Consider the following 20,168-nt stretch of genomic DNA (forward strand, 5'->3'; position numbering starts at 1 on the left):
GGCGGTGAACCGCCGCGCCGTCGCTCTCACGGCGGCGGCGCGGACGGATACTCCCTCCGCCATGAACCTGCATCGCGTCGATCTCGTCTCGCTGTCGCTCTTCAGCCTGGTGGCCCGCACGGGCAGCATCAGCCAGGGGGCGGCGCTGGCCGCGCTGGCGGTCGGCGCGGCGAGCAAGCGCCTGAGCGACCTGGAGCATTCGCTCGGGACGACGCTGCTGGAGCGGCATTCGCGCGGCGTCACGCTGACGGCCGCGGGCCTGGCGCTGCAGCAGCACGCGCAGCGCATCCTCAGCGACGTGGACCAGATGACGGCCGACCTGTCCGACTACGCGTCGGGCCTGACCGGCGTCGTGCGGCTGTGGGCCAACACCTCGGCGGTGACGCAGTTCCTGCCGGCGCAGGTGTCGGCCTTCGGGCGCGACAACCCGCGCATCCGGATCGAGCTCGAGGAAGCCGACAGCCACGAGATCGTGGTCGCGGTGCTGGACGGTCGCGCGGACCTGGGCATCTTCGCGGATCGCACGCCGGCGCTGGGCCTGCACGTCCTGAACTACCGGCACGACCGGCTGGTGCTGGTCGCGCCGGCCGGGCATCCGCTGACGAAACGCAAGTCGGTCCGCTGGGAGCAGGCCGTCGAACACGACTTCGTCACCTTGGCGAAGGCCACCTCCTTGCAGAAGCGCCTGGAGATGGAGACCGAGAAACTCGGCCGGCGCCTGAAGAACCGCATCCAGGTGCGCAGCTTCGACGCGATGTGCCGCATGGTCGCCGCGGGCATGGGCGTCGCCGTTCTGCCGGACGTGGCGGTCGAGCCGCTGCTCAAGCCGCTGAACCTGCGGCGCATCGGGCTCGACGAGGACTGGTCCGACCGCACGCTGCTCATCGGCGTGCGCGACCTCGATGCGCTGCCACGGCATGTGCGGGTGTTCATCGATCATCTGTGCGAGCGCCGTTGAGAAGACTCGCCCGCAATCGGCAGCATCGTGCCGGTTAGAGATCAAGGGACCAGTCAACCGGCAGAGTGTTGCCGCTTGAGGAACTCCATCTCCGGGTCCGTCTGATCGCTCACGCATCGCCCATGCGATAAGCTGACAGGCTGCCCCGAAATCGGAACAAGCCTCATGCTCGACGCCATCAAGCTGGAACGATTCACAGCGTTCGAACAGCTCAATCTCAGGTTTTCCCCTGGGCTGAACATCTTTGTCGGCGAGAACGGGTGCGGCAAGACTCATCTGCTCAAGTTGGTCTACGCGGCGTGCGATGTCAGCACAAGCCAGAAGAGCTTCGCCGAGAAATTGAATCGTGTGTTCCTGCCATCCGGCGAGCAGATCGGCAGGCTTGTGCAGCGTCGATCGTCGAGTAGCACCTGCACCGTGGACGTCACCCGATCCGTGCAGGTGGACGGACAGTCGAAGTCGCTGTCATTGCGCCTGTCCATGTCTAACCATACGAAGGAGCCGGGAAAGGCGACGGTGTCCGGGGCGCACAAGCAGTGGCAGGAGCATCCGCTGACCTCGGTCTATATCCCCGTGAAGGACATGATGGCCAATGCGCCGGGCTTCCGGTCGCTGTACAGCCTTCGGCACATTCATTTCGAGGAGGTCTACGCGGACATCATCGACCGCGCGTTCCTAGGGACCTTGAAGGGCCCCACCGACATGGATCGCAAGCGCCTGCTGGACATTCTTCAGCAGTCGATGGACGGCAAGGTGGTCACGCGCAATGAAGAGTTCTTCCTGAAGAGCCCTCAAGGCGAGCTTGAGTTCACATTGCTGGCCGAAGGCATCAGAAAGCTCGGCTTGCTCTGGGTACTCATTCAGAACGGCACCCTGCTGGACGGCAGTGTGCTGCTCTGGGACGAGCCCGAGGCGAATCTGAATCCCAAGCTGATGAAGACCGTCGTGCAGATCCTGATCGAACTGCAACGTCTGGGTGTGCAGGTCTTTGTGACCTCGCACAACTACAACCTGCTCAAAGAATTCGATCTGCAGCTGCAGCCTGAGGACCAGGTGCAGTTCCACAGCTTGTTCCGCGATGAGCAGCGTAAGGTGAACGTGGCCTCCTTCGCGGACTACGACTTGCTTGAACCCAACGTCATTGACGAGACGCTGGGAGCGCTGGCCGATCGGGAGATCCGTCAGCAAATGGGGGACCTCGGACAATGAAGGTGCGCGCTGACGGATTTGAGTTCGACTTTCCGGACGCCATCGAGGCGCACGTGTTTGACGAGAAAGACAGCCAACACCCGAAGTTTCACGGGCTGTCCCACGCCATGAAGGCCGTGGACATTGTGGTGGAGCTTCCCAGCGACACTCTGTTCATCGAGGTCAAGGACTTCCATGCTCCGGATGACTACAACTTCAAGGTCGCAGCCTCCGACGAGGAGCGCGGCGCACGACGGGAGCGTGTGAATCACCTGCGGGATGTGCTCGTTCACAAGCTTCGCGACACCTGGCTCTATCGTTGGTCCGAACGAGCGACGGGCAGTCCGGACAAGCCCGTGCGCTACCTGTGCGTATTGACGTTGGACAACGGATTGCTCGGCGTGGTGAACAAGGAACTCAGGCGATCCATTCCGATCGGGCTGTCAGGACCGCGCTGGCAGCGTGAGTTGGCCCAGGTGTGCGTGGTGCTCAATCCCCAGCGCTGGGCGAGCGCGTTTCCAGGCTGGCAACTGAGTCGCTACTAGGTCTTTGGCGCTATCCAGTGCGCCCTCAGGTCCCGTAGCGGCATGGTTGGCCCGTCAGGGCGAACCCCACCCCGCTTTCGCGATCCGTGAAAGCTGGCGCCGCCACTCCGGCATTCCCACCGGAGGCGGACCTTCCCAGAATCCGTCTCCAATACAAGGAGACATCGAGCCATGGAAGGTCTGCAGGCCCTGCACGGGTTGCGCATCGTCGAGATGGGGCAACTGATCGCCGGCCCGTTCGCCGGGAAGACGCTCGGCGACTTCGGCGCCGACGTCGTGAAGATCGAGGCGCCCGGCAGCGGCGACCCGCTGCGCAACTGGCGCATGATCCAGGACGGCACCTCCGTGTGGTGGCAGGTCCAGTCCCGCAACAAGCGCTCGATCGCGCTCGACCTCCGCCAGAAAGACGGCCAGGACATCGCCCGGCAACTGATTGCCGAAGCCGACGTGCTGATCGAGAACTTCCGCCCCGGCACGCTCGAAGGCTGGGGCATGTCCTACGAGGAACTTGCGAAGACCAACCCCGGCCTGATCATGCTGCGCATCAGCGGCTACGGTCAGACGGGGCCGTATCGCGACCTGCCGGGCTTCGGCGTGATCGGCGAAGCGATGGGCGGCCTGCGCCACCTGACCGGCGAACCCGGCCGCGTGCCGGTGCGCTGCGGCATCTCCATCGGCGACACGCTCGCCGCGCTGCACGGCACGATCGGCGTGCTGACCGCGCTCTACCACCGCAAGGTCAACGGCGGACGCGGACAGGTCATCGACGTCGCGCTCACCGAAGCCGTGCTCAACGTGATGGAGAGCCTGGTCCCCGAGTACAGCGCCTTCGGCGCCGTGCGCGGGCCGGCCGGCTCGGCGCTGCCGGGCATCGCGCCGTCGAACGCGTATCCCTGCGCGGACGGCGTCGTGCTGATCGCGGGGAACGGCGATTCGATCTTCAAGCGGCTGATGCAGGTGATCGGCCGCGAGGATCTCGCCAACGACGAGGCACTGGCCAACAACGCCGGCCGCGTGGCCCGCGTCGAGGAGATCGACGCCGCCATCGGCGCCTGGGCCGCGACGCGCACCGTCGACGACGTGCTGGCGCCGCTCGCCGAGGCCAGCGTGCCCGCCGGGCGCGTGTACACGGCCAAGGACATCGTCGAGGACCCGCACTTCCGCGCCCGCGACATGATCATCAAGCAGCAGACGCGCGACGGCCATGAGCTCGACGTGCCGGGCATCGTGCCCAAGCTGATGGGCACGCCGGGGGCGGTGCGCCGCGCCGCGCCGCGCCTGGGCGGCGACACCGACGAGGTGCTGCGCGAGATCGGCCTCACCGCCGAACAGATCGACGCGCTCCGTGATCGCAAGATCGTTTCCTGAAGGCTCCGCGATGACTGCCTCCTCTTCCTCCGCCGCTTCCTCCTCCGCTTCCGCTTCTGCCTCCCCTTCGGCTGCCTCCGCTGCCACCGGCACGGCAGCCCGCGCGCCGTCCGATGTCTGGACCGGCGCCGGCCGCCGCATCTTCATGCAGGACGTCGGTACCCGCGACGGCCTGCAGGCGGAGACGACCTTCGTGCCGACGGCCGAGAAGATCGCGCTGGTCGATGCGCTGTCCGACGCCGGCCTGGCCAAGGTCGAGGTGACCGCCTTCGTCTCCCCGAAGGCGATCCCCGTGCTGGCCGACGCGTCCGAGGTGATGGCCGGCATCGTCCGCAAGCCGGGCGTGATCTACACGGTACTGGTCCCCAACGTCCGCGGCGCCGAACGCGCGATCGAGGCCCGGGCCGACGAGCTCAACCTGGTGATGTCCGCCAGCGAGAGCCACAACCTGTCCAACCTGCGGATGACGCGCGAGCAGTCCTTCGCCGGCCTGGCCGAGGTCGCCGCGATGGCGCACCAGGCCGGCATCGCGGTGAACGTGTCGCTGTCGTGCTCGTTCGGCTGCCCGATGGAGGGCGACGTGCCGGTCGACACGGTGCTCGGCTGGTGCGGCCACTTCCTGGACGACCTCGGCGCGCGCGGCGTGACGCTGTGCGACACCACCGGCATGGCCTATCCGACGCAGGTCGTCGCGCTGGTGCGCGCCTTCCGCGCGCGCTGGCCCGAGGTCCAACTCACGCTGCACTTCCACAACACGCGCGGCATGGGCCTGGCGAACGTGATCGCGGCGATCGACGCCGGCGCGGACCGCTTCGACGCGTCGCTCGGCGGCATCGGCGGCTGCCCGTATGCGCCCGGCGCGACCGGCAACGTCTGCACCGAGGAGATCGTCCATGCGCTGCAGTGCATGGGCTGCGACACCGGCGTCGACCTGGAACGCCTGATCGCCGCGGCTAAGCGCCTGCCGCCACTGATCGGCCACGCGGTGCCGAGCCAGATCGTCAGCGCCGGCCGCCGGCTGGACCTGCATCCGCGGCCGCGCGACTTCGACGCGATCCGCGAACGCGCGTTGGCCCGCGACGCCTGAGGTTCCGTTCGCCGACCTCTCGCATGACCTGTTCCCGCAAGACCTGTTCCCGCAAGACCTGTTCCCGCAAGACCTGGCACGCACGACTTTCCCGCACGAGCTTTCCGTTTCACCCCAACGACAACGCCGCCTCGAGCGGCTTCCCGGAGACAAGACCATGAACAGAATCCGCCGCCTCGCCGTGGGCGCACCTGCCGTTGCGCTGATCGCGGCCGCCGTGGCCGCGCTGGCCCCGATGAGCGCCGCGTACGCGCAGTCGCCGTATCCGAGCAAGCCCATCACGATGCTGGTCGGCGCCGCGCCGGGCGGCACCACGGACATCGCCGCGCGCATGCTGGCCGAGCCGCTGGGCAAGGCGCTGGGCCAGACCGTCGTGGTGGACAACCGCTCCGGCGCCAGCGGCGCGCTGGCCGCCGTCGCGACCAAGCGCGCGGAGCCCGACGGCTACACGATCCTGATGCAGTACTCCGGATATCACGTGATCACGCCGCACATCCAGAAGGGCGCGTGGGAGCTGAAGGACCTGCGCCCGGTGGCCAACGTGCTGACCGCGCCGCAGCTGATCGTGCTGCGCGAGGGCGTGCCCGCGAAGACGACGGCCGAGCTGATCGCCTACGCGAAGAAGAACCCCGGCAAGCTGTCGTTCGCGTCGTCCGGCAACGGCTCGCTGCAGCACGTCACCGGCGTGATGCTGGAGCAGCAGGCCGGCATCCAGATGATCCACGTCCCGTACAAGGGCACGGGGCCGGCGCTGCAGGATCTGCTGGGCGGTCAGGTCGACCTGACCTTCGGCACGCCGCCGCCGTTCATGCCCTTCATCGCGGCGGGCAAGCTGCGCGCGGTCGCGGTGACGGGCAAGGAGCGCCTGTCCTCGCTGCCGGACGTGCCGACCGCCGCGCAGGCGGGGCTGCCCAACCTGGATGCGGGATCGTGGTTCGCGGTGTTCGCGCCGGTCAAGACGCCGCAGGCGGTGGTGGACCGCTTGACCACCGAGATCCAGAAGATCATGGCCACGCCCGAGTTCAAGAAGAAGGCCGCCGAGCTCGGCGCCGCCGCGGATTACATGAACCCGCAGCAGCTGCAGGCGCATTCGGACGCGGAGTTCCTGCGCTGGGGCAAGGTGATCTCGTCCGCCAAGATCCAGGCGGATTGAGTCCACCCTGTCGCCGCTGCCGCTGCCGCTGCCGCTGCCGCTGCAACAGCCGCTACCGCAGCAGCAATCGCAGCAGCGGCAGTAGTAGCAGTGGCGAACGTGAAGGCTGCAGCGGCGCCTGTCCCGGCGGCCTCAGCCGTGCTGCGGCACGAGCAGCGCCGACGATGACATCCGGGGCGCCGGCGGGAGGGTCAGGTCTGAAGTCCTTGGACGTCCCTCCGCAGGCATGCCGGCGATGAAGGCACTCAACCGGAGCGCCTGCAACCGGAAGGTCGCCGCCGCCACGTGACCGGTCTTGTCCATCGTCAGCCGGGGCACCCTCGCGCGCGGGTCGTCGACGGTGGCGATGGACCAGTCGATCGCGCGTCCAGTCGAGCGGCCGACGCTGTCCTGCGCGGCCATCATGTCCAGCAGGTTGTCGTTGACGAGCTCGCCGAACGACCAGGATCCATCGTCCTGGCGGATCCGCGTCAGCAGCGCGCGGTCCGTGCGGGACGCCTCGGCGCCGCCGCCCGGCGCGTCGGGATCGAAGAACCACGGCAGACGTTGCTCGTCCCATCCGTCGCCCGATCGCGCGACGAGGTCGCCGCCGTCCCGCACCAGCGACAGACGACGATCCCTGAGCGTCAGGATCGGGACGTCCAAACGCTCGGCGGGCAAGGCGAGCGCCGTCGAGATCGGGGTCGTCGTCGACATTGCGGCAGCCCCCGTCCCCGTTGCCGTTGCCGTTGCCGTTGCCGTTGCCGTCCCGGGAACGCGCCGGGAGATCGACAACGCAGGATCGGGCATCAGCACGTGGCCGGAGGCGTGGTCCCCGACGAGCAGGGCGTCGCGGACGCGGATCAGGGGGGAAGCTGGCCGGGCGGCATCGAACACGAGCAGGTCCAGGCCGTTGTAGGCGGACCGGATGTCCGCGCCGGTCTCTGCGTCGAAGCGAAGGCGGCGAGGCGCTTCGTCGACCTCGGGCAGGACCACGGCCTCGTCGATGTCCCGCCTGCGCAGCGTCGACGAGAGGTCGATCTCGCGCCCGTCGCCCTGGATCAGCGCGCGGGAGAAGGGCTCGGGCGGTGTGGCGTCTCCGCGCCGGCGCGACTTGGGCGTCAGGTAGTCGTCGATCTCGATCAGCCGCCGCAGGTCCTCCCTGAACAGCGCCAGCGCATCGGCGTTGGCGTCGTAGCGGTCCTGGACGCTGCCCCGGTCCACGCCTCTCGGGGCGTCGGTGTTGTCGATCACGATGTCCACGCCGGCGCGCCGCAGGCGGAACACGAACTCGCGCGACTGCGCCGGGGTGTCGCCGAGAGGCACCCACGGTCGACCCCCGTCCATCGCCAGCGCGGTGAAGCGCTTCAGGTCGGTGAGCAGCGTCCTGCGCTCGGCACGCTGCAAGGCGCCTCGATCCGGCCAGCGCGGAGAGGACGCGCTGCCGGTCGACGACACGTCGCCGTTGTCCGCCGGCGCGACGACCGGCCCCCTCGTGCCGTCGCCTGTCGCCTCGTCGCCGGACATCGCCATCCTGAGCCACTGTGCGGCGTGATCGCGACGTGCCAGCGCGGAAGCGGATGCGGATATGGGCGAGGGTGAAGGCGACGTTGAATGCGAAGGCGACGGTGCGGAAGTCGCCGTGGGGTCGTGGATCCACAGGGTCTGATCGCCCTGCAGGACCGCATGACCGCTCTTGAGATCGACGTAGCCGCCGAGCGGCACGCGGCGGCCCGAGTCCGCCAGTGCCAGGTCCTGCGGCAGACCCGGCGTGAGGCGCACGTCATCGCCGGGGATCGGCGCGTCGACCGCGTCGGTCTGAGCCGTCAGCAGCACCAGCCCCTCGCCCCGTCGTGGCAGGACTTGCGCGGTCAATCCGCCCTCCAGGAGACGATGGCCCAACGCGTCGAGGTGGGTTCGAACCTCCGCCACCGGATCGATGTCGTAGGGCGCATAGCCAAGGTCGACCACCAGTGCGACGCGCTTCCGACCCAGGTCCAGCCACACGCCCAGCTCGGGCTGCCGGGGGTCGACCACGGTCACGGGTGTGCGTGGCATCGACTCGAACCGGATCGTCTGCCCGTTGAGCCGGAAGCCGAGGGCGGGGCTCTCGCCCTCGCCCTTACCCGCACTCTTATCCGCACTCTCACCCGCGCTCTTGCCCGGGCCGTGTTCGTCGAGGAATTCGAAGGCCTTCCCCCCCGCGCTCAACGCGCCGTCGAGCAGCACGGTCCATGACTCTCCGGGCCGCGCGGACGGGACGATCGTCACCGGGTTGCGGACCGTGCCGTCGGCGGGCAGCATCAGCACGACCCGACCCCCGCCGCCGATCAGCCGGCAGTCCACCAGCGACTGGTCCAGCGGGTGGATGCCGCGATCCGGTTCTCCGTCATGGTTCCTGAAGGTGAAGCGCGCGTCGTCCAGGCCGGCGCGACCCGGCAGCGCGAGCAGGCGCGCCTGCTCGTCGAGCACGACCGTGAGCGCGCTCTTGCGGTACGCGTAGCGCCAGACATCGGCGGACTTGGCCATGCTGCTGGAGGTGACGTAGTCGCCGACGAACTGTCCGCCGCTGCGGCGCTCCATCCGGTCCAGCCGCGCATCGCCGAGGACGGAGAAATCGCCGCCGGCCCGGCTGTTGGAATAGACCTCGAAGTCGATGTCCACTGCGGGGCTGGTTGCCAGCACCAGGACGCGGGACGGATCCCGTTGTTCCCCGGCGAGCGCGGCCACCGGGCGGATCGCGCGTCCCGGCTTCCACAGCAGCGACCAGAGGTCGAGGTCCATCCCGTCGCGCGACTTGGCGAATTGAGCGTCGGACCCGTCGTTGATCTTCCAGTCATGCGCATGGCCGCCGGACGTGTAGAGACCGGAGAGACGGACCGAGGTTTCCCCGATGGTGGCGTCGTCGAAGCCGACCTCGCCGTTGACGAAATCGATGCGGTTCACCGGCGCCCAGGCGGCGACGGCCAGGAACTGCCGGTCGCCGTCACCGCCACCGCCACTGCCACCGCCACCGCCACCGCCACCGCCGCCATTGCCGCCGCCATTGCCGCTGCCGTTGACACTGCCGCCGGCGTTGACGCTGCCGCCGGCGTTGGCGTTGGCGTTGGCGGTGGCAGGCAGCGAGCGGAGCGGCGCGTCGTATCCCTCGTCGATCCCGTGCAGCGGTTGCAGATTGAAGTTGAGCCGCTCCTCCTCTTCGGCGACGGCTCGCGCCAGGCCGGTGACGCCGATCGCGATGCCCGCGAGCGGCACGGCCAGTTCCCTCAAGCCGGTGGACAGCAGGGTGAAGCCGGCCAGGGCCGCGATGGCGCTGGCGCCCAGGAGGCCCAGTCCGGCGATGTCGAAACCCAGCTGCGTGCCCGCGACGCCGATCGCGGACGCCCGTCCCGAGGCGATCGCGTCGACCAGGTTCTTGATGTCCAGGCCGACGACACCGGCCTGGAGTACCGAGCCCAGGCCGCGCAAGCCCTGGGTCAGCAGTGCCGTTGCCTGGGAGAGACCCGAGACGACGGCCGCGTCCGTGCTCTGCATCGTCGTGCGGATCATGTTCGCCAGCGTCGCGGCATCCCCCCCCAGGAAGGCGGCCCCCTGCGTCATTCCGAGGTAGGTGACGGCCGCCTGATAGGGGGATCCCGCCGGTGAGGTCCTGGAGAGCTGGCTCAGCGCCAGTGCGAGCAGTCCCACATTGAGGCCGTCGGGCGCCTGGGCCTCGACGGGTTCCGCGGACATCGCGCGGGCGGTCTCGGCCGGCATCTCGTCGAGCAGCATGGACAGCTGCCGCAGGTAGGCGTCCACGAGCCGCGCCTCGGCCGCATCGTCGACCGGTATCGCCGCGGTCGCGCCGGTCGATTCGTCGAAGAAGCTCAGCGTCGACGGGGCGTCGTCGGGCGTCGCGGGCAGCAGGTGATGGCGCGCGGTGGGACGCAGGCGGTCGATGACGCGTCCGGCCGCGCCGAGGATGGTGCAGCGCTCGAGGCTGATCGCCGATGCTTCCCGATAGACCGTGTCCGCCGGTCGCTGACCGGGCGCGGCAGGGTACTTGTCGTGGCGCGCGATCCGACCGGTCGACGGATCGCGCGTGTAGATCCAGGTCTTGCCCGGGGCATGGCGTTCCTCGGCGGCGCCGAGGAAGCGCATCGTGACCCGGGGCACGTCCGGACGCAACAGCGGTGCCGTCCACCAGTCCCATCGGTTCAGGACGAAGCCCAGCAGCTCCGAGTAGGCGGTCACCTGCGCGTCGCCGGTCAGCAGGCCTTGCTCGATGCCGGCCTCCAGGAAGCGCTCGGCGAACGACCCGGGCGCGGCGCGGCTGACGAGCGCGCAGGACCGCAAGGTCACCTGGCTCGCGGTCCGGCGGATCCCCAGCTCGCGCAACGCCGTCTTCACCCGGTCGATGAGCGCCGCGGGGGCGTAGTGTTCGAACTCGAGCGACCCCGTGTCGCTCACGCTGTCGTGGCCTTCGATCTCGAGCTTCACCCGCGTGTCCGGGGTGAGGCGCGACAGCAGGGCCTCGCCGCCGACGATGCGCTGATGGCCGTGCCGATCGATCTGGATCCAGACGGCCTCGTCCGGATAGCGGTATCGCTCGAGCGCGAGGTTCGAGCTGTCCGCGCTCATCTGGAGAAACAGGCGCAGCTGCCGCACCTCTGTCGCACGGATGCGCGGCTCGAAGAAGCGGTACGCGCTGCCGTCCCACCATTGGTCGATCGTCGAGTGTGTGGACGGCCGCTCGATGACCGTCGTCACGCTCCGCGCCTCCTTGATGGCGTCGAGGTCCGGGATCCATGCGCCGCGGCGGGATCGGGTGGCGACGGGCAGGTCGCCGACCAGGATGTCATCGCCCTTGAGCGTGACGTCGAGCCGATTCGTGACCCCCTCCTGGAACAGGCGGACCAGCACGAAATCGCGAAGCAGCTGGAACTGCTGGTCCTGCCTGGCGATGTCCTCGGCGGAAGCGGTCGCCGGCAGCGGATCGACGTGGAGGGTTGCCCAGGATCCATGGCGGTCGGGCTGGAACACCCAGGTCCCGCGCTCGCGGTCGGACGGCGTGGGGCCGGGTTCGGGCACGCTCCGTGCGCTCCACGGGGCCGGGGTGTCCTGGGCGTCCTGCCCGGCGGGGCGGTCCGTCCCTCCGGCCTGGAGGGCCCGGATGAGCGCGCGGTCTTCCGGCGTCCGAGGCGAGGCGGACGTCGGGCCGGGGGAAACGAATCGGGTCGCGGGCACCAGTCCGCGGCGCACCAGGCGCTCCTGCGCCGCGACGACGTCGCGGATCGCCTCGAACGCGGGCGATTGCCGCGACGCCTCCGTACGCCACAGGGTGCGCGCGTGGCTCATGTCGACCTTGAGCGGCTGCTCGCAGAGCAGCGCCTTCAGCGCCTGCAAACGCGCGCGCAGACCGATCGTGGCCCCGGCGGGGCTGGCGAACCGCGCCGAGGCCAGGGCCACGTCGAGCAGCTTCAGCAGCAGGCCTTCCGAGAGCGGCAGCACGACCTCGGTCGCCTTGGCCGGGGCGGGCGAGAGGCCGTTGTCGGAGGTGAAGTGGCACAGACGTGGCGGCTCGCCGGGATCCTGGCCCAGCTGGAGCATGCTGCCCAGTCCGTGCGCGGCGTCGACGATGCCCGAGAAATCGGCGGTGCGAACCGCCGTCATGATCGACTCGACCATGCCCGACAGCATCGACGTCCACATGCCTTGCAGCTGGGCGAGCGAGAGACCCTTGCGGGGCAAGGCGCCCACGACGAAGTCCACCGCCCACGCCGTGAGGGCGTCCTTGGTGCCGGTGGCGAACTGGATGTCGCCGGCCGGTGATCCGCTCGCGCGGGGCGCAAGTTCGCGCACGAACAGGGTCAGCAGGCCGTGATGCGGATCCAGCGCGTCATCGATCCGGGATCGGTCGACGGGTTGCAGGCGAGGCAGGGCGTTGAAGAGGGCGGGGCTGAAGTCGGGCATGGCGGGAGGCTCGGCGGTGGAGCCTCCCTAGTGGCGTGGCGCGTGCCAGGTCTTGCCCCGGACGCTCGAAACTCTTCATGAAAATTTCTGCCCCGGCCGTGGATCCCGCAGGCCTCAGATCGCCACCAAGCCTCGGATCTCCGGCGTCTGCATGTCCGCGTTGTTCCCGCGGGCGATCACGCTGCCGCGTTCGAGCACGAGGAATTCGTCGGCCAGTTCCGCCGCGAAGTCGTAGTACTGCTCGCACAGCAGGATCGCGACCGGGTGGCCGTCGAGTCCCTCGTCGGCCAGGCGCCGGATGACGCGGCCGATGTCCTTGATGATGCTGGGCTGGATGCCCTCGGTCGGTTCGTCCAGGATCAGCAGCCGCGGCGATGCCGCCAGCGCCCGCGCGATCGCGAGCTGCTGTTGCTGGCCGCCGGACAGGTCGCCCCCGCGCCGCTTGAGCATCTGCTTCAACACGGGAAACAGCGCGTACAAGTGCTCCGGGATCGGCGTGCCGCCGGGCTTGCTCGCCAGACCCATGCGCAGGTTCTCCTCGACGGTGAGCCGCGCGAAGATCTCGCGCCCCTGCGGCACGTAGCCGATGCCCGAGCGGGCGCGCTGGTAGGGCGTCGCGCGCGTGATGTCCGTGCCGGCCAGCGTGACGCTGCCCGCGCGGATCGGGATCAAGCCCATCAGGCTCTTCAGCAGGCTGGTCTTGCCCACGCCGTTGCGCCCGAGCAGCACGGTGATCCGACCCGGCGAGGCGCTGACCGACACGTCGCGCAGGATGTGCGAACCGCCGTAGTACTGATGAATGGACTCAGCGGTGAGCATGGCAAGTCATCTCGAAGTTGTCGTCGTGGTGGATCCGCGCCGGTGAAAACCCAGCGGACCCCATGGAACGGGCTCCGCCGGGCCATCGGGGTCGCCCCCTTGAGGGGGCCGGCGAAGCCGGTAGGGGGGGGGCCTCACCTCCCAAGGTACACCTCGATCACGCGTTCGTCGGCTTGCACTTGAGCCAACGTTCCCTCAGCCAGCACCGAGCCTTCGGCCAGCACCGTCACCTTCTCCGCGATGCGGTCGACGAAGCCCATGTCGTGCTCGACGACGATGATGCTGTGCTTGCCCTTCAGCGTCAGGATCAGCTCCGCCGTGCGTTCGGTCTCCTGGTCCGTCATGCCGGCCACGGGCTCGTCGAGCAGCAGCAGCTTCGGGTCCTGCACCAGCAGCATGCCGATCTCCAGCCACTGCTTCTGCCCGTGGCTCAGCAGCCCCGCGGCGCGCGTCATCTGATCCTGCAGGCGGATCAGCGTCAGCACCTCCGCCAGCCGGTCCTTCTGCGCGCCGCTCAGCACGCCCCACAAGGACGCCCGCAGCGCGCGAGACCCCTGCAGCGCGAGCTCGAGGTTCTCGTAGACGCTGAGCGCCTCGAACACCGTCGGGCGCTGGAACTTGCGGCCGATGCCGAGCTGCGCGATCTCGGCCTCGCTGTGGCGCAGCAGGTTGATCGTGCCGCCGAAGAAGACGGTGCCGGTGTCGGGCCGGGTCTTGCCGGTGATGATGTCCATCATCGTGGTCTTGCCCGCGCCGTTCGGGCCGATGATGCAGCGCAGCTCGCCGGGCGCGATGTCGATGGACAGGCCGTTGATGGCGCGGAAGCCGTCGAAGCTGACGAACACGTCCTCCAGGTACAGGATGCGGCCGTGCGCCAGGTCCAGCTGGCCCGGCAGCACGACGCGGCCGTAGCCGGGGCCGCTGGCGGCGCGCAGGCGCTCGGCGCCCTGTTCGAGCAGGTCGGGGTTCATGGCGTCGTCTCCTCGGCCCCGTTGGCGGGCCGGCCGTCGGTCTTCTTCCCGAACTTGCGCTTGACCAGCCCCGCGATGCCGTCCGGCATGAACAGCGTGACCGCGACGAACAGCGCGCCCAGCAGGTAGAGCCAGTACTCCGGCGCGAACTGCGTCAGCCAGCTCTTCGCGCCGTTCACCGCGAAGGCGCCGACGATCGGTCCCACGAGCGTGCCGCGTCCGCCGACCGCGGCCCAGATGGCGATCTCGATGGAGTTGGCGACGCTCATCTCGCCCGGGTTGATGATGCCGACCTGCGGCACGTACAGCGCGCCCGCCAGGCCGCAGATCAGCGCCGACAGCACCCACGCGGCCAGCTTGTAGGGCAGCGGCGAATAGCCGCAGAACATCAGCCGCGATTCCGCGTCGCGCACCGCGCTGAGCACGCGGCCGAACTTCGCCCGCGTCAGCCAGCGCAGGCCGAGGTAGCAGCCGACCAGCGCCACGGCGCTCAGCACGAACAGCGTCATCCGCATGCCCGGCGTCGTGATCGACAACCCCAGCAGCCGCTTGAAGTCGGTGAAGCCGTTGTTGCCGCCGAAGCCGCTCTCGTTGCGGAAGAAGAACAGCATCGCGGCGTAGGTCATCGCCTGCGTGATGATCGAGAAGTACACGCCCTTAATGCGCGAGCGGAACGCGAAGAAGCCGAAGACGAAGGCGATGCCGCCCGGCACCAGCAGCACCAGCAGCATCGTGGCCAGGAAGCTGTCGCTGAAGGCCCAGTGCCAGGGCAGTTCCTTCCAGTCGAGGAAGACCATGAAGTCCGGCAGCGTGCTGCGGTACTGGCCGTCGGTGCCGATCTGGCGCATCAGGTACATGCCCATCGCATAGCCGCCGAGCGCGAAGTACAGCCCGTGGCCCAGCGACAGGATGCCGGCGAAACCCCAGATCAGGTCCATCGCCAGCGCGCACATTGCGTAGCAGCAGAACTTGCCGAGCAGGCTGATCCAGTAGCCGTCCACATGCAGCGGATGGCCGGCCGGCACCAGCAGGTTCAGCGACGGCAGCAGCACGCAGGCGACGGTCAGAGCGGCCAGCACGGCGACCCAGCCGGCGCCGCTCAGCAGGGCGGGGCGCTGGGGCAGCAGCAGGGCGGCGTGGGGTGCCGCCTGCGGCGCGGTCGGCGCGGTTGGCGATATGGCGGACGCCGCGGTGTCGGAGACCGCGGGCGGTGGGTTGGAAGCGGGAGAGGTCGCGGTCATGAGGGGATCCCTGCGCATTCAGGACTCCTGCGCGCGGCCCTTGACCGCGAACAGGCCCTGCGGCCGCTTCTGGATGAAGACGATGATGAACAGCAGCACGGCGATCTTGGCCAGCACCGCGCCGACGACGCCTTCGAGCGCCTTGTTGGCCAGGCCCAGGCCGAGCGCCGCCAGCACCGTGCCGGCGAGCTGGCCGACACCGCCCAGCACGACCACCATGAAGGCGTCGACGATGTAGCTCTGTCCGAGGTCCGGGCCGACGTTGCCGACCTGGCTCAGCGCGCAGCCGGCCAGGCCCGCGAGGCCCGAGCCGAGCGCGAAGGCGTAGGTGTCCACGCGCGCGGTGGGCACGCCCATGCAGGAGGCGATGGGGCGGTTCTGCGTGACGGCGCGGACGAACAGGCCGAGCCGCGTGCGCGCGATCAGCAGCGACATGCCGCCGAGCACCACGAGCGCGAAGACGATGATGACGAGCCGGTTCGCCGGCAGCGCGAGTCCTGGCAGCAGCGCGAGCGAGCCGCCCATCCACGACGGGCTTTCCACCGCGACGTTCTGTGCGCCGAAGAGCGAGCGCACCGCCTGCATCAGCACCAGGCTCAGGCCCCAGGTGGCGAGCAGCGTTTCCAGCGGCCGGCCGTAGAGCCAGCGGATCACGGTGCGCTCCAGCGCCGCGCCGACCAGCGCCGACGCGAGGAAGGCGGCGGGCATCGCGACGATGAGGTAGGCGTCGAACCAGCCCGGCAGCCATTGGCGGAAGGCGACCTGCACCAGGTAGGTCGCGTAGGCGCCGATCATCATCAGCTCGCCGTGCGCCATGTTGATGACGCCCATCAGGCCGTAGGTGATGGCCAGGCCCAGCGCGACCAGCAGCAGGATGCTGGCCAGGCTGATGCCGGTGAACAGCGCGCCCAGGCGTTCGCCCCAGGCGAGGGTGTCCTCGACGGCGCGCAGCGAGCGCTGCAGCGCGCGCTTGACCTCGGGGTCCTGTTCGTCGGACAGGCGTTGGTTGAGCAGCAGCCGCGTCTCGGGGCTGTGCGATTCGCCGAGCAGCTTCGCGGCGGCGAGGCGCTTGGTCGCGTCGGGGCTCGCGGCCAGCGCTGCCGCGCGGGCGAGCTTCAGGGCGTCGAGGACGGTGGCGTCCTGCTCCTTCGTGATGGCGGTCTCCAGCAGCGCGACGCGCGCGTCGTCGCCGCCGGCTTCCATCAGCGCCTTCGCGGCGGCCAGACGCTCGGCCTTGTCGGCGCTCGACAGACGCAGCCCGGCGAGCGCGCCATCGAGCTCGCCGCGCAGCCGGTTATTCAGCATCACGTCCTCGAGCGCGGCCTGCGCGTCCGGTGTCAGCGTCACCGATGCGCCGGTCGCGGCGTCGACGACGCCGGCCTCGGTCGTGATCAGCACGCGCTGATCAGGACCGAGCTTCACGCGCTCGTCGGACAGCGCCTGCAGCAGCACCGCGGTGCGTGCGTCGGGTGCCGCGACGAGCTTGCCCAGCGCGGCGATGCGGTCATCGGTCTCGCCCTGCGCGACGGACAGCGCCTGCGGCTGCGTCAGCGCCTGCGCCAGGGGCGCGAGGCCGCACAACGCCAGGATCCATCCGAGGAGCAGGGCGCGCCGCATCACTTCTTCGCCGGCTCGTCGGGCTTGCCTTCATTGCCCGCGATGTACGGGCTCCACGGCTTGGCCTTGACCGGGGCGGGCGTCTTCCACACCACGTTGAACTGCCCGTCCGCGCGGATCTCGCCGATGAACACCGACTTGTGCAGGTGGTGGTTCTTCTCGTCCATCTTGGACGTGATGCCCGACGGCGCGCTGAAGGTCTGGCCGGCCATCGCGGCGATCACCTTGTCGGTGTCCGTCGACTTGGCCTTCTCCACCGCCTGCTTCCACATGTTGATGCCGATGTAGGTGGCCTCCATCGGGTCGTTGGTCAGCGGCTTGTCCTTGTGGCCCGGCAGGTTCTTCGCCTTCGCATAGGTCGACCACTTCTTGATGAAGGCGTCGTTGGTCGGGTTCTTGATCGACATGAAGTAGTTCCACGCCGCCAGGTGGCCGACCAGCGGCTTGGTGTCGACGCCGCGCAGTTCTTCCTCGCCGACGGAGAACGCCACCACCGGCACGTCCTTGGCCTTCAGCCCGGCGTTGCCGAGTTCCTTGTAGAACGGCACGTTGGAATCGCCGTTGATCGTCGAGACCACCGCCGTCTTGCCGCCGGCCGAGAACTTCTTGATGTCGGCGACGATGGTCTGGTAGTCGCTGTGGCCGAAGGGGGTGTACTTCTCGTCGATGTCCGAGTCCTTCACGCCCTTGCTCTTCAGATAGGCGCGCAGGATCTTGTTGGTGGTGCGGGGGTAGACGTAGTCGGTGCCCAGCAGCACCCAGCGCTTGGCGCCGCCGCCGTCCTTGCTCATCAGGTAGTCGACCGCGGGGATGGCCTGCTGGTTGGGCGCGGCGCCGGTGTAGAACACGTTCTTGCTGAGTTCCTCGCCCTCGTACTGCACGGGGTAGAAGAGCAGGCCGTTGAGCTCCTCGACCACCGGCAGCACCGACTTGCGCGACACCGAGGTCCAGCAGCCGAAGATCACCGCGACCTTGTCCTGGGTCAGCAACTGGCGGGTCTTCTCGGCGAACAGCGGCCAGTTGGAGGCCGGGTCGACGATCACCGGCTCCAGCTTCTTGCCCAGCACGCCGCCCTTGGCGTTGATCTCGTCGATGGCCATCAGGACGGTGTCCTTGAGCACGGTCTCCGAGATCGCCATCGTGCCCGACAGGCTGTGCAGCACGCCGACCTTGATGGTGTCGGCGGCGAAGGCGGGCAGGGCGGCGAGGTTCAGGCCGGTCAGCGCGCCGGCGACGGCCAGGGTCTTGAGCGCGTGGCGGCGCTGGGGGCGAAGGGATTTCGGGTGCGAGGACATGGGGAGCTCCGGTGGAGGAAGGAAGACTTAGTACGGACTACGCAGGACTTCGGGAAGTGAGCGGATGCTAGGAAGGAGGGGACGCGGGGCATATACGGCACATGGCGTACATGCGGTGAGAATGGGTCATGCACATCCAGACCCACAACGACCGCGTCTTCACCGTGCCGGGTTTCCTCTCCCCCGAGGAATGCACCGAGGTGATCGCGCTGGCGGAGCAGAGCGGCTTCGACGCCGCGACGGTCCGCCTGGAGGCGGGCCAGCAGCTGCTGGCCCACATCCGCAACAACGAGCGGACGATGGTGGCGAGCGCCGCCTGGGTCGAACGACTGTGGGGACGATTGCGACAGTTGCCGCTGCCGGAGCTCGACGGCACGCGCGCGGTGGGCCTGCCCCGGGAACTGCGCTTCTACAAGTACACGGCGGGTCAGCGCTTCCGGATGCACAAGGACGGTCCGTGGCGCGAGGATGGGCTCGTCAGCCGCCTGAGCTTCCTGGTCTATCTGAACGAGGGCTTCGAGGGCGGCGAGACGGGTTTCCGCGACTTCGCCGTGCGGCCCAGGACCGGCGGTGCGCTGGTCTTCGTCCACGACACCTGGCATGAGGGCGCGCCCGTGACCTCGGGCACCAAGTACGTGCTGCGCTCGGATGTGATGTACGCGCCGATGGTCGACGCACCGGAGTCGAGGTTCGATTCGAAGTTCGACTCCGGGTTCGACTCGCGCTTTGACTCACGGTTCGACTCGACGTTCGGCGGTGGTGACCGCTCGTAACACCTCGAAGAAGTGTGCGTGCACCGGCGATCGTGTCACGCCGTTGATGCAACATGCTGCCCCTTCCCCGGGCGAGGCACTTGCCTCCCCGGGGACGAGGACTCAAGAAGAACTCCGAACAACAGGAAAGAACCAGGAGGTACCGCGATGACGATGACTGCAATGACGATGACGGCCCCGCGGCCGGACCGCGCGATGGGCCGGATGGCCAAGGCGCTGCTGGCGGCGCTGATGCTGCTGGTGGCGATGCTGACGGGCACGTCGGCCTGGGCGGCGCGCGATGACGGCCAGTGGCAGATCCTGAATGCGCGCTACGGCACGGCGCAGCGCAACATGGACGTGACCGACCGGCTGCGCGACCTGGCGCGGCGCGACGACCGCGTGCGGGTGACCAACGAGCTGTTCGGCAACGATCCGGCCTACGGCCAGACGAAGATGCTGCGCATCTACGCGCGCAACCGCAACGGCGACAACCGCACCTTCGAGTTCCGCGAGGGCAGCGTCATCGACGGCAACGACTTCACCGGCTGGCGCGGCGGCGACTGGGGCCAGGGCGGCGGCAACGGCAACTGGGAAGGCGGCGGCCACGACGACGGCGCCTACGCGATCCTGGGCGCGCGATACGGCGTGCCTGAAGCGAGCATCGACGTGACGCCCCGCCTGCGCGAGCTGGCGCGGCGCGACGCGAAGGTGCGCGTGACCAACGACCTGTTCCGTGACGATCCGGCGGTGGGCCGCACGAAGATGCTGCGCATCTATGCCCGCGACCGCAGCGGCCAGGTGAAGACCTTCGACTACCGCGAAGGCGCGTGGATCGATGGCGGCCAGTTCACGGGCTGGGGCCGCGGCGACTGGGGTCACGGCGGCTGGAACGGCGGCTGGGACGGCCGTCCGGGCAGCGCCACCAACCCCGGCGGCTACAACCCCGGCGGCCAGGGCCCGTCCCAGGACCAGCGGCTGAACATCGTGCGCGCCACCTACGGCAGCGGCGGACGCACGGTCGACGTGACGGACCGGATCCGCAACGCCAGCCGCGGCGGCGTGCTCGACCTCCGTGTCGACAACGACCTGGCCGGTCGCGATCCGGCCTACGGTGAGCAGAAGACGCTGCGCGTGACCTTCACGGTCGGCCGAGGTCGGGAGCAGACGCGGGAAGCGCGCGAGGGCGAGCGGATCCGGCTGCCTTGAGCGAGTGCCGAGAACGCGCTGAGCGCCACGCGAT

The 20,168-nt window shown here is 69.0% G+C and carries 14 protein-coding genes; 8 read left to right on the plus strand and 6 right to left on the minus strand.

All coding sequences use genetic code 11. The annotated features are described in order from the left end of the window. Positions 1-61 precede the first annotated feature (61 nt). The 6 genes from ACQ4L4_RS28320 to ACQ4L4_RS28345 all read left to right on the plus strand — a co-directional run bounded on the left by ACQ4L4_RS28320 (position 62) and on the right by ACQ4L4_RS28345 (position 6,299). Complete coding sequence (locus ACQ4L4_RS28320) at positions 62-958, plus strand: LysR substrate-binding domain-containing protein (RefSeq protein WP_431102089.1); 897 nt, start codon at positions 62-64, stop codon at positions 956-958. A gap of 165 nt (positions 959-1,123) precedes the next feature. Continuing rightward, positions 1,124-2,167, plus strand: coding sequence for an AAA family ATPase (locus tag ACQ4L4_RS28325; RefSeq protein WP_431102091.1), 1,044 nt, complete (start codon positions 1,124-1,126; stop codon positions 2,165-2,167). After that, positions 2,164-2,691 (plus strand): hypothetical protein, encoded by a 528-nt coding sequence (locus ACQ4L4_RS28330; protein WP_431102093.1) that lies wholly within the window; start codon positions 2,164-2,166, stop codon positions 2,689-2,691. Before ACQ4L4_RS28325 ends, ACQ4L4_RS28330 begins: the two co-directional genes overlap by 4 nt. Before the next feature lie 171 nt (positions 2,692-2,862). After that, positions 2,863-4,059 (plus strand): CaiB/BaiF CoA transferase family protein, encoded by a 1,197-nt coding sequence (locus ACQ4L4_RS28335; protein ID WP_431102094.1) that lies wholly within the window; start codon positions 2,863-2,865, stop codon positions 4,057-4,059. 145 nt (positions 4,060-4,204) lie between these two features. Continuing rightward, positions 4,205-5,146 carry a hydroxymethylglutaryl-CoA lyase gene (locus tag ACQ4L4_RS28340; protein WP_431105035.1) on the plus strand — a complete coding sequence of 314 codons (942 nt, stop codon included), beginning with the start codon at positions 4,205-4,207 and terminating at the stop codon, positions 5,144-5,146. 157 nt (positions 5,147-5,303) lie between these two features. Then, positions 5,304-6,299 carry a Bug family tripartite tricarboxylate transporter substrate binding protein gene (locus ACQ4L4_RS28345; protein ID WP_431102095.1) on the plus strand — a complete coding sequence of 332 codons (996 nt, stop codon included), beginning with the start codon at positions 5,304-5,306 and terminating at the stop codon, positions 6,297-6,299. Between the two features lie 132 nt (positions 6,300-6,431). Here ACQ4L4_RS28345 and ACQ4L4_RS28350 read toward each other — a convergent pair whose 3' ends face one another. The 6 genes from ACQ4L4_RS28350 to urtA all read right to left on the minus strand — a co-directional run bounded on the left by ACQ4L4_RS28350 (position 6,432) and on the right by urtA (position 18,173). After that, positions 6,432-12,230 carry a TcdA/TcdB pore-forming domain-containing protein gene (locus tag ACQ4L4_RS28350; RefSeq protein ID WP_431102096.1) on the minus strand — a complete coding sequence of 1,933 codons (5,799 nt, stop codon included), beginning with the start codon at positions 12,228-12,230 and terminating at the stop codon, positions 6,432-6,434. A 114-nt stretch (positions 12,231-12,344) separates the two neighbouring features. Then, the gene (urtE, locus tag ACQ4L4_RS28355; protein ID WP_431102098.1) at positions 12,345-13,049 is read right to left on the minus strand and encodes an urea ABC transporter ATP-binding subunit UrtE; all 705 of its coding nucleotides are present in this window, start codon (positions 13,047-13,049) and stop codon (positions 12,345-12,347) included. A gap of 134 nt (positions 13,050-13,183) precedes the next feature. Continuing rightward, positions 13,184-14,020: an urea ABC transporter ATP-binding protein UrtD gene (urtD, locus tag ACQ4L4_RS28360; RefSeq protein ID WP_431102099.1), complete on the minus strand. Its 837-nt coding sequence runs from the start codon at positions 14,018-14,020 to the stop codon at positions 13,184-13,186. Next, positions 14,017-15,261, minus strand: coding sequence for an urea ABC transporter permease subunit UrtC (gene urtC, locus ACQ4L4_RS28365; RefSeq protein ID WP_431102100.1), 1,245 nt, complete (start codon positions 15,259-15,261; stop codon positions 14,017-14,019). The genes urtD and urtC overlap by 4 nt, the downstream gene beginning before the upstream one ends. 18 nt (positions 15,262-15,279) lie before the next feature. Further along, positions 15,280-16,878, minus strand: coding sequence for an urea ABC transporter permease subunit UrtB (gene urtB / locus ACQ4L4_RS28370; RefSeq protein ID WP_431102102.1), 1,599 nt, complete (start codon positions 16,876-16,878; stop codon positions 15,280-15,282). Further along, positions 16,878-18,173, minus strand: coding sequence for an urea ABC transporter substrate-binding protein (gene urtA / locus ACQ4L4_RS28375; protein WP_431102104.1), 1,296 nt, complete (start codon positions 18,171-18,173; stop codon positions 16,878-16,880). Before urtA ends, urtB begins: the two co-directional genes overlap by 1 nt. Before the next feature lie 128 nt (positions 18,174-18,301). Between urtA and ACQ4L4_RS28380 the strand changes: the two genes are divergently transcribed. After that, positions 18,302-18,946 (plus strand): prolyl hydroxylase family protein, encoded by a 645-nt coding sequence (locus tag ACQ4L4_RS28380; protein WP_431102105.1) that lies wholly within the window; start codon positions 18,302-18,304, stop codon positions 18,944-18,946. Positions 18,947-19,093: 147 nt separating this feature from the next. Continuing rightward, complete coding sequence (locus tag ACQ4L4_RS28385; RefSeq protein WP_431102106.1) at positions 19,094-20,134, plus strand: hypothetical protein; 1,041 nt, start codon at positions 19,094-19,096, stop codon at positions 20,132-20,134. The last annotated feature ends 34 nt before the right edge of the window (positions 20,135-20,168 follow it).

Origin of the sequence: Roseateles noduli (genome assembly GCF_050626985.1) — a bacterium.
Taxonomy (GTDB): Bacteria; Pseudomonadota; Gammaproteobacteria; order Burkholderiales; family Burkholderiaceae_C; genus Roseateles; species Roseateles noduli_A.